At 33.7% G+C, this 14,514-nt stretch carries 10 protein-coding genes; 8 read left to right on the top strand and 2 right to left on the bottom strand.

What is annotated here, in order from left to right; all coding sequences use genetic code 11:
• Window positions 1-2: 2 nt before the first annotated feature.
• Window positions 3-1,466: an aminopeptidase P N-terminal domain-containing protein gene (locus WHC90_RS01350; RefSeq protein WP_188598796.1), complete on the bottom strand. Its 1,464-nt coding sequence runs from the start codon at window positions 1,464-1,466 to the stop codon at window positions 3-5.
• Window positions 1,467-1,642: 176 nt separating this feature from the next.
• On the opposite strand from WHC90_RS01350, the gene gcvT reads away from it, so the two are divergent.
• Window positions 1,643-2,725: a glycine cleavage system aminomethyltransferase GcvT gene (gene gcvT / locus WHC90_RS01345; RefSeq protein ID WP_188598797.1), complete on the top strand. Its 1,083-nt coding sequence runs from the start codon at window positions 1,643-1,645 to the stop codon at window positions 2,723-2,725.
• A 49-nt stretch (window positions 2,726-2,774) separates the two neighbouring features.
• Here gcvT and WHC90_RS01340 read toward each other — a convergent pair whose 3' ends face one another.
• Entirely contained in the window at window positions 2,775-3,308 is a 534-nt protein-coding gene (locus tag WHC90_RS01340; RefSeq protein WP_188598798.1) for a lysophospholipid acyltransferase family protein, read from the bottom strand.
• 124 nt (window positions 3,309-3,432) lie between these two features.
• On the opposite strand from WHC90_RS01340, the gene rmuC reads away from it, so the two are divergent.
• From rmuC to WHC90_RS01305, 7 genes are all read left to right on the top strand, one after another.
• Window positions 3,433-4,719 carry a DNA recombination protein RmuC gene (gene rmuC / locus WHC90_RS01335; RefSeq protein ID WP_188598799.1) on the top strand — a complete coding sequence of 429 codons (1,287 nt, stop codon included), beginning with the start codon at window positions 3,433-3,435 and terminating at the stop codon, window positions 4,717-4,719.
• Window positions 4,720-4,817: 98 nt separating this feature from the next.
• Window positions 4,818-7,568, top strand: coding sequence for a TonB-dependent receptor (locus WHC90_RS01330; protein ID WP_188598800.1), 2,751 nt, complete (start codon window positions 4,818-4,820; stop codon window positions 7,566-7,568).
• A 184-nt stretch (window positions 7,569-7,752) separates the two neighbouring features.
• On the top strand, window positions 7,753-8,937 hold the full coding sequence (locus WHC90_RS01325) for a DUF4249 domain-containing protein (RefSeq protein ID WP_188598801.1): 1,185 nt from the start codon (window positions 7,753-7,755) through the stop codon (window positions 8,935-8,937).
• Between the two features lie 12 nt (window positions 8,938-8,949).
• Window positions 8,950-10,107: a DUF4249 domain-containing protein gene (locus tag WHC90_RS01320; protein WP_188598802.1), complete on the top strand. Its 1,158-nt coding sequence runs from the start codon at window positions 8,950-8,952 to the stop codon at window positions 10,105-10,107.
• A gap of 12 nt (window positions 10,108-10,119) precedes the next feature.
• Window positions 10,120-11,850, top strand: a complete 1,731-nt coding sequence (locus WHC90_RS01315) for a hypothetical protein (protein WP_188598803.1) — start codon at window positions 10,120-10,122, stop codon at window positions 11,848-11,850.
• 85 nt (window positions 11,851-11,935) lie between these two features.
• On the top strand, window positions 11,936-14,029 hold the full coding sequence (locus tag WHC90_RS01310; RefSeq protein ID WP_188598804.1) for a S9 family peptidase: 2,094 nt from the start codon (window positions 11,936-11,938) through the stop codon (window positions 14,027-14,029).
• A 121-nt stretch (window positions 14,030-14,150) separates the two neighbouring features.
• On the top strand, window positions 14,151-14,513 hold the full coding sequence (locus tag WHC90_RS01305) for a DUF6249 domain-containing protein (RefSeq protein ID WP_188598805.1): 363 nt from the start codon (window positions 14,151-14,153) through the stop codon (window positions 14,511-14,513).
• The last annotated feature ends 1 nt before the right edge of the window (window position 14,514 follow it).

Raw genomic sequence — 14,514 nt, 5'->3', positions numbered from 1 at the left:
TCTTATTTATCTAAATTAGGTAAGGTAAAAGTCTTGAAAATACTGGTTTGTTTCATCATTTTCTCAATTTCTTCTGATTTTCTTGGTGCTTCTGCAGACAAGTTAACAGGACCGTTTTTAGTCACTAAAATATCATCCTCTATTCGAACAGCGATTCCCCACCATTTTTTATCACATGGGCTCCCTTCTGGAATGTAAATCCCTGGCTCCATAGTAAGTACCATGTTTTCTAAAAAAGTTGGCGATGCTCCTGGATCGTGTACATCCAAACCAATATGGTGCGTTGTTCCGTGAGCCCAATACATATGTTTCTCGTCTACAGATTTAATGATTCCTAATTTTACCAAACCTTCGTTTACAATTTTACGAGCAGTTTGACCAGGAGTGCTGATTTTTTCACCAATCACGTATTGTGCAATCCCCGCTTCTTGTGCATCATAGACAATATCATAGATGGCTTTTTGTTCTTTAGAAAACTTTCCGTTTGCAGGAATAGTACGCGTTACATCTGCTGTATAGCCTCTGTACTCTGCTCCTAAATCCATCAACACCAAATCATTTCCTAATTTGGTTTTACTGTTTTCTACATAGTGTAAAATACAACCGTTGTTTCCGCCACCAACTATAGAAGGATACCCTTCATACTCAGCACCGTATTTTTTATAAACAAACTCATGAATTCCTTGTACTTCTGTTTCTGACATATGAGGACGCATCGCCTTCATGATCTCTACCTGACCCATTGCAGAAATTCTAACCGCTTTGGTTAGCAATTCAAGCTCATCTTTGGTTTTTACCTGACGTAAAGTTGCCATTAGCATTCGAATACTTCTGGTGTCAATATTACTAGCTACTTTAATGTTTTTATCAGAAGCTGGAATTTTACTGGTAGTTGTTTTGTAAGAAATTTTCTGTTTAAATTGCTCTACTAAACTATACAAATCAGCGTTATCTCTCTTATTATCTCTAATATCATCTTTGAAATCAGTAAAGATAATTTTGTCAAATTTTGAAAAATCTACTGATAAGTTTACAAACTCTTCTCCATTAAATACATGCTCAAAACCAAGCTCTTTTTTGGCTCCCTCTGCACCCAATCGATACCCTGTCCACATCTCTGCCATAGCATTTTTCTTTTGCACATAAAAAAGCTCGTCATAGGTACCTGTTTTGTCTTTTTGATCTTCAGAAAAAACCAATAACACAGCATGAGGCTCTTTATAACCTGTTAAGTAATAAAAATTTGGATCTTGATGATAGACAAAATCTACATCATTTGCACGGTTTCTTACAGGATTTGCAAAGAATACCGCAACAGAGTTTTTAGGAAGTTTTTTTCTAAGTTCCTGTCTTCTTTCTTTGTGGAACTCTTTTGATAAGTAATCTGTAGGTGTATCTTTCCCTTGAGCACTCATAAAAATGCTTACAAAAAATAAAATACCAAATAGTGTGGTTGCTTTTTTCATGTGGTTAAGTTTAAAATCAAAAAAACCAAATATACAGAGTTTCATTGACATGAAAATAGTTCAATTTAAATTTTGGCAAAAACAAGACTTTATATGTTTTATCAATTAGTTTATTTATGATAAATTAGCCGAAAATTTTAGAACTTCGAAATCGATATATATTTAGCTATACAACCATGAAAAACACAGCATTAACCCACGTACACGAAACCTTAGGAGCAAAAATCATTCCTTTTGCAGGATACAACATGCCTGTCTCTTACGAAGGAATTAATATAGAGCATGAAACTGTTAGGAAGGCAGTCGGTGTTTTTGATGTAAGCCATATGGGAGAGTTCTTTTTAAAAGGAGAGAATGCACTTGCATTGATTCAGAAAACTTGTACTAATGACGCTTCAAAATTAGTCCCAGGTAAAGCTCAATACAGCTGTATGCCTAACAATGACGGAGGAATTGTAGATGATTTAATTATCTATATGATTGCAGAAAATGAGTACATGTTGGTGGTTAATGCCTCAAATATTGAAAAAGACTGGAACTGGATTTCTTCACACAACGATCTTGATGTAAACATGATTAATCGTTCTGAGGAATGGTCTTTATTAGCCATCCAAGGTCCTAAAGCGGTAGAAGCGATGCAGTCTTTGACTGATGTAAACTTGTCTACCATTAAATTTTACACCTTTCAAATTGCAGAATTTGCTGGCTTGCCAAACGTACTTGTTTCTGCAACTGGATACACAGGTTCTGGAGGATTTGAAGTCTATGTAAAAAATGAAGATGCAGAAACTTTGTGGAACAAAGTATTTGAAGCGGGTGCCGATTTCGGTATCAAACCAATTGGTTTGGCTGCAAGAGACACACTTCGTTTAGAAATGGGTTATTGCTTGTACGGAAATGATATTAATGACACCACTTCTCCAATAGAAGCTGGTTTAGGGTGGATTACCAAGTTTAACAAAGACTTTGTAAATTCTGAAGCATTAAAAAGCCAAAAAGAAGCAGGTGTGACACGTAAGCTGGTTGCTTTTGAATTGACTGAAAGAGGGATTCCTAGACATGATTACGAAATAGTAAACGCAGACGGAACAGTGATTGGAGTGGTTACCTCTGGAACCATGAGCCCTTCTTTAGGAATCGGGATCGGGATGGGCTATGTAACTGTAGAAAATGCAGCCGTAGATTCTGAGATCTTTATCCAAATTCGCAAAAAAGCAGTACCTGCAAAGGTGGTTAAATTGCCTTTTTACAAAGGATAGACCAAAGCTAAATACACAATAAAAAACCCGCTTTAAAGCGGGTTTTTTATTAAAACAATTCTGGATGTTTTCCTTCTACATTTTCATAAAAGGATTTAAAATATTCAAAATCTTTTTCTTTATTGTCTGTCAAATAATAAGGGTCTGATATTTTTACTTCTTTATTACCAAAGTCTAAAGTAGCCAACACAATAGGTACATTAGCTCCTTTGGCGATATAATAAAAGCCAGTCTTCCATTTATCAACCTTCTTTCTAGTGCCCTCTGGAGATAAAGCCAAACGGAATTCTTCTTTGCTATTAAAGAGTTGTACAATAGCATCTACCAAGTTATTACTTTTAGATCGGTCTACTGGAGTTCCTCCTAAGCTTCTAAAAATAAAACCAAAGGGTCCTTTAAACAAGGAGTCCTTCCCTATAAAGTTTATTTTAACCCCTGCTGTGTTTCTGGCTAAAATACCTATCGGAAAATCTTGCCAACTGGTATGTGGAGCAGCAATGACTACGTATTTTTTTAACTCTAGCGGGAAATTATTATTCAATTTCCACCCTAAAATTTTTGTGAATATAAATTTTGAAAGCATCTAGTGTAACTAAGTATAAAGTTCAATATTACACAATTTATTAGACAATTCATCAAAAATTATATGAATTAGGTCTTAAAATATTCGTAATATTAGGCTTCTAAAAATTCATTCTTAATTTGCTATGCAAGAATTCATCATCGCTATTATTTCAGTTGCTATCGGAGGCGCTCTAGGCTACTACATTTCTAAACTAAAGGTTGAAAAAACTAGGGCTGTGTTGGTTTCCGAAAAAAATAGCTTGGAAAAACTACTCCAACAATCAGAAACAGAAAAGCAAAATATTCGCCTAGAAAAAGATGCGCTAGCCATTAACAATGCCACTAAAACAGAAGAACATAAGAATCTAGAGAGACAACTTGCCGAGAATAAACTAGAGGTAGAAAAATTACAAGAAAAATTTACCAAAGAATTTGAAAATTTAGCCAATAAGATTTTTGATGAAAAATCAACCAAATTTACCCATCAGAATAAAGAGAATATTCAAAACATCTTAAATCCGTTAAAAGAAAAAATAGATGGCTTTGAAAAAAAGGTAGCAGAATCACAAAAAGATAGTGTGGGCATGCATGCAGCCTTAAAAGAACAACTCTCTGGCCTAAAAGAGCTCAATTTACAAATGAGCAAAGAAGCTCTAAACTTAACGAGAGCCCTAAAAGGAGATAGCAAAGTACAAGGAGACTGGGGAGAAACTCAATTAGAAATGCTCTTAGAAAAAGCCAATCTTGCCAAAGGGATTCACTTTGAAACCCAAGGTGGTTTTAGAGATGAGGAAGGTCGTTTAAAAAAACCTGATTTTATCGTTAACTTACCAGATGACAGGCATTTAATTATTGATGCAAAAGTTTCTTTGACTGCCTATGAAGCTTATATGAGTACCGAGGATGAACAAGAAAAAGAACAGCACTTTAAAAAGCATCTAGAAAGTTTAAGAAAACACATTAAAGGACTGAGTGAAAAAAAATACGACAGCCTTTATGAAATTAACACACCAGATTATGTCTTGATGTTTGTACCCATAGAACCCGCATTGATGATTGCACTTAACAAAAGCAACAATTTGTACTATGAAGCTTTGGATAAAAATGTGGTTTTGGTTTCTACTTCAACCCTTTTAGCAACCCTAAGTACCGTTGCTTCTATGTGGCGTCAAGAAAACCAAAAAAGAAATGTTTTAGCCATTGCAGAGCAAGCAGGGAGACTGTATGATCAGTTTGTAAATCTAACAGATGATTTGATTAAAGTTGGCAACCAATTAAAAACTGTACAAGGAAGCTATGATACATCTATGAAAAAATTAACTGGTAAAGGCAATTTGATCACCAAAGTGGAGCGCATAAGAGAACTCGGTGCAAAAACCAGTAAAAGCCTAAATAAGAACTTATTAGACAGAGCCAAAGAAACCGAATAAAAAAGAATATTTCTGAATCAAGAAATATTTCATTAGTTTTAACTTTTTATTATGGCATGCTATTTGTTAAAAATTAACAATACTTACACAAATTCTTTATGAAATTTACACAAACTCTCCTGTTCTTTTTTTGTGGACTTACGCTATTAATAGGTCAAGAAAAAGAACCCTTAAAATTCTCTTTAGACTATAAAGAATCAACAGCAAAAGAAGTACTTGAAAAGATTGAAACTAAGACTCCTTATCGGTTTTACTTTCTAGAAAGCTGGTTAGACAACACCAAACATACGGGAAGTTACAAAAACCAAACACTAGAAAGTATCTTAGATGTTTTATTTAAGTCAACCATCTTAAACTACTATATTACAGATGAAAACAAGGTTGTATTAAGTCAGAATAGTTTAATCTATCGCCCTGATTTAACCGGTCTTTTTAAAAAACCTACAACAAATGATAGGCCTAAACAAAATGTCATCGTTGCAAAACAAGGGCCATTAACACCAGTTAATACAGATAAAATATATAGAATTGGTAAAGAAACATTGGATTCTAAAAATAAACGCTATACCCTATCTGGTAAAGTAATTAACAGCACCACAAATGAACCGATATCAGATCTCGTAGTAACCATTGGCAAACAAAATGTAGTCACCGATAAGTTTGGTGCATATAAATTTTTATTAAGCCCCGGTGTTTACACCCTAGAAACCAAAGCTATCGGTATTACTAACACTAAAAAAACACTTGTGTTATACAATAGTGGTACTCTTAATATTGGTCTTGAAGAATCGTCTGAGTTTTTAGATGAAGTAGTCATCAATGCAGACCGAGATAAAAACATTAAAGAAGTAACTACAAGTGTTACTCAAATTAAAGCAGAAGACATTAAAACCATTCCGCTAATCTTAGGAGAACGAGATATTTTAAAGGTTGCTACAACGCTTCCTGGTATTAAAACTGCTGGTGAAGGAGCTATGGGCTTTAGTGTGCGTGGTGGTAAAACAGATCAAAACTTAATTTTATTAGATGATGGTGTGGTGTATAACCCAACGCATTTTTTTGGTATTTTCTCTGGAGTAAACCCTTTTACTACAGGAACCGTTAAAATATATAAAGGAAGCGCTCCTGCAGAATACGGTGGGCGTTTATCTTCTGTAATTGACATCAGTACAAAAACAGGAAGCAATGAAGCTTTTAAAGGAGAAGCATCTATAGGGCCAGTAACAAGTAATATCACACTAGAAACTCCAGTTATAAAAGATAAATCTTCGATAATTGTAGGTGCCAGAGGAACGTATTCTAATTGGATTTTAAAATCTTTAGACGACACTTCATTAGATAATAGTCAGGCTTCCTTTTTTGATGTGATTAGCAAATACACGCATAAATTAAACGATAAAAACAGTATTGAAGCTACTGGTTATTATAGTTATGATGATTATAAAATTACCTCAGACTCGTTAAATAGCTACAGTAACAGCTTGGTTTCATTAAAATGGAAACACAATTTTAATGAAAAAACAAATAGCACCTTATTACTTGCTAATAGCCAGTACCAGTTTAACATCGATTACGACAAAGAAGGTGGAGCTTCTAATTTTAACTTAAACTACTCGTTAAATGAAACTCATTTAAAACTAAAAATAGACTACAGGTTAAATGAAAAGCACAAATTTGATTACGGGATTTCTACAAAATTGTACAATGTAAACCCTGGAAGTAAAACACCTAAAGACAATGCCTCCTTGATCAATCCAGTACAGGTTCAAAAAGAAAGAGCTTTAGAGTCTGCATTGTTTTTCTCAGATGACTATAAAATGAACGATAAATTCTTGATTAATTTAGGACTTCGTTACTCTTTGTATGCTTCTTTAGGAAAAGGCACAAGAAACATCTATGATCCTAGTTTACCAATCAGCCCATTATCAATTACAGAAGTAAAAACCTATGATAACAATGAAGTTATTCAGACCTACAGCGGCTTAGGACTTAAAGCCTCTGCACGTTATGCCTTTACCCCTACTTTTTCTTTAAAAGCAAGTTTTAATAATAGTTTTCAATACATCCAAAGTTTATCTAATAATACCACAGCATCACCCACAGATACTTGGCGTTTGTCTGACAACAATATCAAACCACAAGAATCGACTCAGGTAACTTTAGGAGCCTATCAAAATTTGGGTGATGACCTTTATGAAATTAGTGTTGAAGGTTATTATAAGACCTCTAAAAATATTTTAGATTATAAAATTGGTGCAGATTTATTAATTAACCCAACTATAGAAACAGAGGTTCTACAAGGTGTTGGAAAAGCCTACGGGGTAGAGTTCTTATTAAAAAAGAAAACGGGTAAATTAAACGGATGGCTTGGGTATACTTACTCTAGAACTTACTCTAAGTTTGACAGTAATTTTGCAGAAGAAAAAATTAACAATGGTGATTATTTCCCATCAAACATAGACAAGCCTCATGATTTAAGCTTGGTACTTAATTATAAAATGACAAAGCGTTTTAGTTGGTCTATGAATTTTGCCTATCAAACAGGTAGACCTGTTACCTACCCTGTTGGGAAGTACAATTACAATGGTTCTCAATATGTGTTTTATAGTGATCATAACAAATTTAGAATCCCTGATTATTACAGAATGGATATTGGTTTAAACATAGAAGGGAATCATAAAATTAAAAAGTTTGCTCATAGTTTCTGGAATATTTCAATCTATAATGTTTTAGGAAGAAACAATCCGTATTCTGTATTTTTTGTTACAAAAGATGGAAAGATCAATGCTTATAAGAGCAGTATTTTTTCTGTACCAGTGCCAACCATCACCTATAATTTTAAATTCTAAGAAGAATGTTGAAATATAAATTTACTATCCCATTCTACTTCTTAGGATTGATGACTACCCTATTAATTAGTTGTATCGAATCATTTACTATTGAAAATCAATATTTTGAAAGTACTTTGGTGATTATACAGCCTTTGGTAGCAACATGAAACCCAATTTTTGAATTGATTAAAAACACTATTAAATGAGAATTACTTATAGCATTATTTTAATCCTAGCAACTGTTTTAATAAACGGATGTACAGAAGCGTATGATCTAAAAATCGACAGTATAGAAGAGGCTTTGGTTGTTGAGGCGACCATAAGCAATGAATTAAAATTTCATGAAATTAAACTATCTAAAGCAACATCTCTAGAAGTAGAAGAAATTGTTGCAGAAAGCAATGCAACGATTGAAGTAAAAGATGAAGCGCAAAACAGCTACTCCTTTACAGAAACTTCGCCGGGTATTTATACCTCTAACATTCAGTTTAGCGCAAAGATTAATTCCAATTACCAACTGTTTATTAAAACAGCCAATGGTGATACTTATGAATCAAACTTAACTAAAACTACCAGCGATTCAAAAATTGAAGACCTGACGGTTACACTTGGTGAAAACTCTGAAAACAATACAGTGTTTCAACTAAATGTATCGAGTTTTGATCCAAATGGGCAATCAAATTATTATCGATATACCTATGAAGAAACCTATAAAATTGTAGCTCCTTACTGGTCTCCTTTTGATATAATACTTAATCCAGGTATAGAAATAGTTCCTAGGACTGTGCAAAACCAAATCTGTTACCAAACCTATGGTTCAAATGACATTATTCAAACAGAAACAACTGGTTTAACAGAAGATCGTGTCTCTGGTTTGACAATTCGAAAAATCCCTGTCACTGATTATAAAGTTTCTCATCGGTATAGCATATTAGTAAAACAGTATGTACAATCGTTTGAAGCCTACACCTTTTATAAATTACTAAATAAATTTTCGAATGCTTCGGATGTATTGTCACAAAGTCAACCTGGTTTTTTTGAGGGCAATATAAAGGCCGTTTCTGAACCCTCTAAAAAAGTGATTGGTTTTTTTGAAATTGCATCCGTTTCTAGCAAAAGAATGTTTTTTGATTATAAAGATTTTTTTACTGATGGCACACCCAACACACCTGAACCTTGTGGTTTAAGCGCCCCTTCAGCTATATCAGAATCTCTGGGTGAACCAATTCCTCTTTTTGAGTATATTGATTCTGGAGATTATAAGTTCTATGGCTATAACAACACTCCTTCAGAAACACTACCAGGCCCTTATTTATTAGTTCCTAATGGTTGTGGAGATTGTACTGTATATGGGACCAATGTAAAACCAAATTTTTGGATTGATTAAAAACACTGATAAATGAGAGTTATTTATAGTATCATTTTTATTCTTGCAACTGTTTTAATAAACGGATGTACAGAAGCGTATGATCTAAAAATAACTACTATAGAAGAAGCTTTGGTTATTGAGGCGACCATAAGCAATGAATTAAAATACCAAGAAATTAAACTTTCTAAAGCAACAGCTCTAGAAGTAGAAGAAATTATTGCAGAAAGCAATGCAACGATTGAAGTAAAAGATGAAGCGAATAACAGCTACTCCTTTACAGAAACTTCGCCGGGTATATATACCTCTAACATTCAGTTTAGCGCAAAGATTAATACCAATTACCAACTGTTTATTAAAACAGCCAATGGTGATACTTATGAATCAAACCCAACTAAAACTACCAGCCATTCAAAAATTGAAGACCTGACAGTTACACTTGGTGAAAGTTTAGAAAATAATAATGAGTTTCGATTAAATGTTTCAAGTTTTGATCCAAATGGGCAATCAAAATATTACCGATATACCTATGAAGAAACCTATAAAATTGTAGCTCCGTACTGGTCTCCTTTTGATATAACACTTAATCCAGGTATAGAAATAGTTCCCAGAACTATACAAAACCAAATATGTTACCAGACCTATCGTTCAAATGCCATTATCCAAACAGAAACAACTAATTTAACAGAAGATCGAGTCTCTGAGTTTACCGTTCGGAGAATTCCTGTCACTGACTATATCGCTTCTCATCGTTATAGCATACTCGTAAAACAGTATGTGCAATCGTTTGAAGCCTACAACTATTATAAACTATTGAATAAATTTTCGAATGCTTCGGATTTGTTGACACAAAGTCAACCAGGTTTTTTTGAAGGCAATATAAAAGCGGTTTCTGAACCTTCTAAAAAAGTCATAGGTTTTTTTGAAATTGCTTCAGTATCTAGCAAGAGAACGTATTTTAATTATAAGGATTTTTATCCTAATGGCACGCCCAATACACCTGAACTTTGTGGAGTATATTCTCCGACTCTGCATCTTATGGACGCACTACAGTCTGGAGAATTTACATTCTACGATTATAACCCGCAGCCTTCTGAATCATTACCAGGGCCTTATTTATTAGTTTCTAAAGGTTGTGGAGATTGTACTGTATATGGAACCAATGTAAAACCAAATTTTTGGATTGAATAAAAAATTAAAGAAATGAAAAAAAGTCAACTAGTACTATTATTAGCTGTTTTATTAAAGGCTTTAACCCTACAATCACAGGTTACCGTTAGTAAAAGCTCCATTGATTTATATCAAAAGCTCGACATTGAAACTGTCTATCTTCAACAGAACTCGAAGATTCTATTTGCAGGTGAGCAGTTATTGTACAAAGTCTATGTGCTTAACACAGCACATCAAGCCAGTATTAGTAAAATAGCTTATGTGGCTTTGGTTAATAGCGATAAGAAAACAGTGTTTACTCAAAAGCTACGAATAGATGAATCTACTGGTGCTGGAAGTTTTACAATTCCGTATACATTGGATTCTGGAACCTACCAATTGGTTGCTTACACCCAATGGATGAGAAACACTAGTGACCATAATTATTTCCATTCACCCTTACATATTATCAATCCTTTTTCAGGAGATCAGAGTGGATTGCAAATCGTCGAGAAAAACACACCAGTTGATATAAAAGACATTTCTCAAGGTGTTATAGCTATTAAAGTAGATAAAGAAAAGGCTTCTAAAAGACAGTTGGTTCAACTAAGCATAGAAGGCTTATTAAACCAAAAATCTTACGGTAATTATATCGTTTCTGTTCGCAAGAAACCAGCACTCTCAGTAGAAGAGCCTATTAATATTTCTAATTATGTTTCTTTATTTAAAAACAATAAAATAGATTTCACTCCTACTGCAGAGGGTTATAAAGTTTATTCTCCAGAAATCAAAGGCGAATTAATTTCTGGGGTGGTACGCAACACAGAAAACAACCAACTAGCTACCAATGTTAAAGTAGCCCTTTCTATTCCTAGCAAAAATTTTGTTTTTAAAACAGCCAAGACCAATGCTTATGGTGTTTTTTATATAGATTTAGAACATGACTACAATGGAGATAGAGCCGTGATACAAGTAGTAGATGATGCCAAAGAAAAATATCGTATTCAGTTGTACAAAACGCCTGATTTTTATTTTGACAAACTAAGCTTTCCTCCTTTAAAAGTGTCTGAAGCAGAAAAAGATTGGATTGCAAATTCTGTAGAACATCTGCAAATTGAAAATGCCTACAGAAGCGTTAAACAAGACAGTATTGTTCCTTTTAAAGAATACAATACTTTTTACAACATCGATTACAAATACAATTTGGATGACTTTACACGGTTTAAAACAGTAGAAGAAACCATGATAGAAATTGTAGAACACACTTGGGTAAACAAAAAAGATGACAATTACAGCTTTCATGTAAGAGACTATAAATCAGGAGGAGAAACACGAGAATTACCTTTAGTACTTATCGATGGTGTTCAGGTTCAAAATCACAATGATTTGTACCATTATGACGTAAAGAAAATACAAACCATAAACATTATTACGGATAAATTCTTATTTAATAATCAAATGTATGGAGGTGTGATCTTAGTAGAAACCAAAAAAACTGATTTTATTCCAATTAGCAAGGGTGCATATTTGCATGAGTTTACATTAAAAAAACCCGAACCTACTAAAATATATTACCAGCCAGACTACAAAAACGCAAGCAATTTAAGACGAGTACCGGATGAGCGTTCTCAATTGCTTTGGGTACCTGATTTTACCTTAACAAAAAACTCACAACTACTTAACTTCTATACTTCTGATAATACAGGCCTATATGAAATTCTAGTTGAAGGATTTACTTTTGAAGGTAAAGCAGTATCTATACGTAAAACAATTGAGGTTCGTTAAGACGTTAATATTTTGTCAAAAGCGTGCAAACAAACATTTTTATATTAAATTTACTGCATACTAATTTAATTATAACAAACAACAAATGAAACTCAACTCACTTAAGAGATCAAAAATTGTCTTTATCGTAGCATTTTTGACCTTTGGAAACTTGCTTGTGCAAGCACAAGACAAACTAAAAAAAATGCCTGGTTATGACCGTTATATGGAGATGGCACCAAAGCTGTATAGTTCTATAAAAAGAGCTCCTACCTCTGTTCAATGGGCAGAAGACGGAAAAACCTTTACCTATTCAGAAAACGGAAAGACTTACAAGTATGATGTTCGCAGAAAAAAGGCAACAGAAATAGAAACGCCAAAAAGAGCTAATAATACAAGAAGAAGAAGTTTTGGAAATCGACCTGCTCGTGGAAGACAGTATGCTTCTGCAATCTCTCCGGATGAAAAATTAAAAGCTTTTACCAAAGATAGAAACATGTACATCAGCAATCCAGACGGAAGCAACGTACAAGCTATTACCACTCAAGGGAATGATGAAAACCAAATTAAGTTTGGTATTGCTACTTGGGTTTATGGTGAAGAATTAAGCCAAAATACTGCAATGTGGTGGTCACCAGATAGCAAAAAGGTAGCTTTTTATCGCTTTGAAGAAAAAGAAGCAAAAAAATACTATGTATTGTACAATCAAACGAAGCTTCAAGATTCTGTAGAAATTGAGGCCTATCCTAAAGTAGGTGCTAAAAACTTACCTGTAGATTTACTAGTGTATGATTTAGAGACTAAAAAAACAGTAACCTTAGATGTACGTGATGGTAAACCTTATAATGATGGTGCTGTTGGTACTTATTTATACGATATCAAATGGTCACCAGACGGAAAAGAATTGCTTTTTCACAGTACCAATCGTAAGCAAGACATCATGGAGTACAGAGCTGGAAACCCTACTACAGGAAAAACCAGAGTTGTGGTTAGAGAAGAATGGTTGGCTAGTTTTACAGAAAACTCTCCACAGATTTATGAGTTAAAAGATAAAAAACACTTTATCTGGACTTCTGAGCGCAATGGATATAAAAACTACTACTTATACAACTATGATGGAACTTTGGTTAACCCAATTACCCAACATAACTTTGAAGTCTCTAGAATTATTGATGTTGATGAGAAAAAAGGTGTAATGCACTATATGGCAAGAAGCGGTGATAACCACATGAAAATGCAATTGCATCGTGTAAAATTAAACGGAACAAAAGATGTTCGTTTAACTGATCCTGCTTTTAACCACAGCGTAATTCTTTCACCAACTTACAAGCATTTTATTGATGTTGCTCAAACACACAACGTTCCTGCTTTTATGAACTTAGTTGATTCTAAAGGAAAAAAGGTTTCTGAAATTGCAAAAAGCGATATGACAGAATTTAACAAGTTGGGCTTTAAAACTGTTGAAGTATTTACCTTTACTTCTGCTGATGGAGAAACAGAATTGCACGGAATGATACACTTTCCATCTAATTTTGATCCAAACAAAAAGTACCCAGTACTTTTAAGCAACTATGGAGGTCCTGCAACCAACGCATTTAGAGAAAACTTTACCTACCCAAGTGCTTTAACAGAATTTGGATTCTTAGTAGTCAATGTTGATGGTAGAAATGTTGGTGGACGTGGAAAAAAATTATTAGATAAATTATACGGAAACTTAGGTATCGTAGAAATGGATGATTTTGCTGAAGGAATGAAATCTTTGCGCAACCGTCCTTATTTTGATAAAGACAATGTTGGTGCTTACGGAACTTCTTACGGAGGAACTACAGCGGGTATGAGTTTATTGCGTTTCCCTGATGTATACCATGCAGCAGTTGCAAACTCTGCAGTAACTGACTGGAGAAACTATGACAACGTGTACACTGAGCGTTTTATGAACCTTTTAGAGAACAACAAAAAAGGATATGATGCATCTAGTTTAATGAACTATGCAAAAGACCTTAAAGGAGAGCTTATGATCTTTTACGGTACTAATGACAACAATGTGCATCCTGCAAATTCATTACAGTTAATCCAAGCTTTACAAAGAGCTGGAAAAAGCTTTGAAGTACAAGTAGGTCCAGACAAAGGACATACGGCTTTAAATACGTTTAGAATGATGGAATTCTTTATTCAACATTTGGTATTGGATAAAAATTAAATTACACCCTAATCAATAAAAAGCTCCTAAGAAATTAGGAGCTTTTTTTTATAAATTTATAGTACTAGACGTAACCTTTGCCTACTTTCAAGTATCTTACTTATATAAAAACAAAACAATTATGAACGAATTTGGAATCGACGCATTTACCTTATTGGGACTATTTATTATAGTACTTATCATTATCATCTATTTAGCTTGGATGATTCGTTACAAGGCAAAGGCTGCAGAACGTCTATTAATTATAGAAAAAAACTTTGATGCAAGTAAATTACTTACAAAGAAAAGCAACAATTCTAATTTACTTAAAGGAGGAATTATTTTGCTTTCTAGTACTGTTGGAGCTGTTATTGGAATATTAATTTTTTCAATATTTTCTACAGGAATAGAAGAAACAGTAATCTTAATTATCTCCACATTTATGTTCGCAGGTATAGGAATGATTATTGGTAACCTAATAAGCAAATCAAAAAAAGAGGACTAAT

Source organism: Polaribacter pacificus (assembly GCF_038024035.1).
GTDB classification, from domain to species: Bacteria; Bacteroidota; Bacteroidia; order Flavobacteriales; family Flavobacteriaceae; genus Polaribacter; species Polaribacter pacificus.
The sequence above is the reverse complement of the archived record's forward strand: the minus strand, read 5'-3'. Positions and strand labels throughout refer to the sequence as shown.

Bases quoted from the DNA above. Each gene is read 5' to 3' on its own strand.
- rmuC (WP_188598799.1), top strand. From the start codon at position 3,433: ATGCAAGAATTCATCATCGCTATTATTTCAGTTGCTATCGGAGGCGCT.
- gcvT (WP_188598797.1), top strand. From the start codon at position 1,643: ATGAAAAACACAGCATTAACCCACGTACACGAAACCTTAGGAGCAAAA.
- WHC90_RS01325 (WP_188598801.1), top strand. From the start codon at position 7,753: ATGAGAATTACTTATAGCATTATTTTAATCCTAGCAACTGTTTTAATA.
- WHC90_RS01305 (WP_188598805.1), top strand. From the start codon at position 14,151: ATGAACGAATTTGGAATCGACGCATTTACCTTATTGGGACTATTTATT.
- WHC90_RS01350 (WP_188598796.1), bottom strand. From the start codon at position 1,466: ATGAAAAAAGCAACCACACTATTTGGTATTTTATTTTTTGTAAGCATT.
- WHC90_RS01320 (WP_188598802.1), top strand. From the start codon at position 8,950: ATGAGAGTTATTTATAGTATCATTTTTATTCTTGCAACTGTTTTAATA.
- WHC90_RS01340 (WP_188598798.1), bottom strand. From the start codon at position 3,308: ATGCTTTCAAAATTTATATTCACAAAAATTTTAGGGTGGAAATTGAAT.
- WHC90_RS01330 (WP_188598800.1), top strand. From the start codon at position 4,818: ATGAAATTTACACAAACTCTCCTGTTCTTTTTTTGTGGACTTACGCTA.
- WHC90_RS01315 (WP_188598803.1), top strand. From the start codon at position 10,120: ATGAAAAAAAGTCAACTAGTACTATTATTAGCTGTTTTATTAAAGGCT.
- WHC90_RS01310 (WP_188598804.1), top strand. From the start codon at position 11,936: ATGAAACTCAACTCACTTAAGAGATCAAAAATTGTCTTTATCGTAGCA.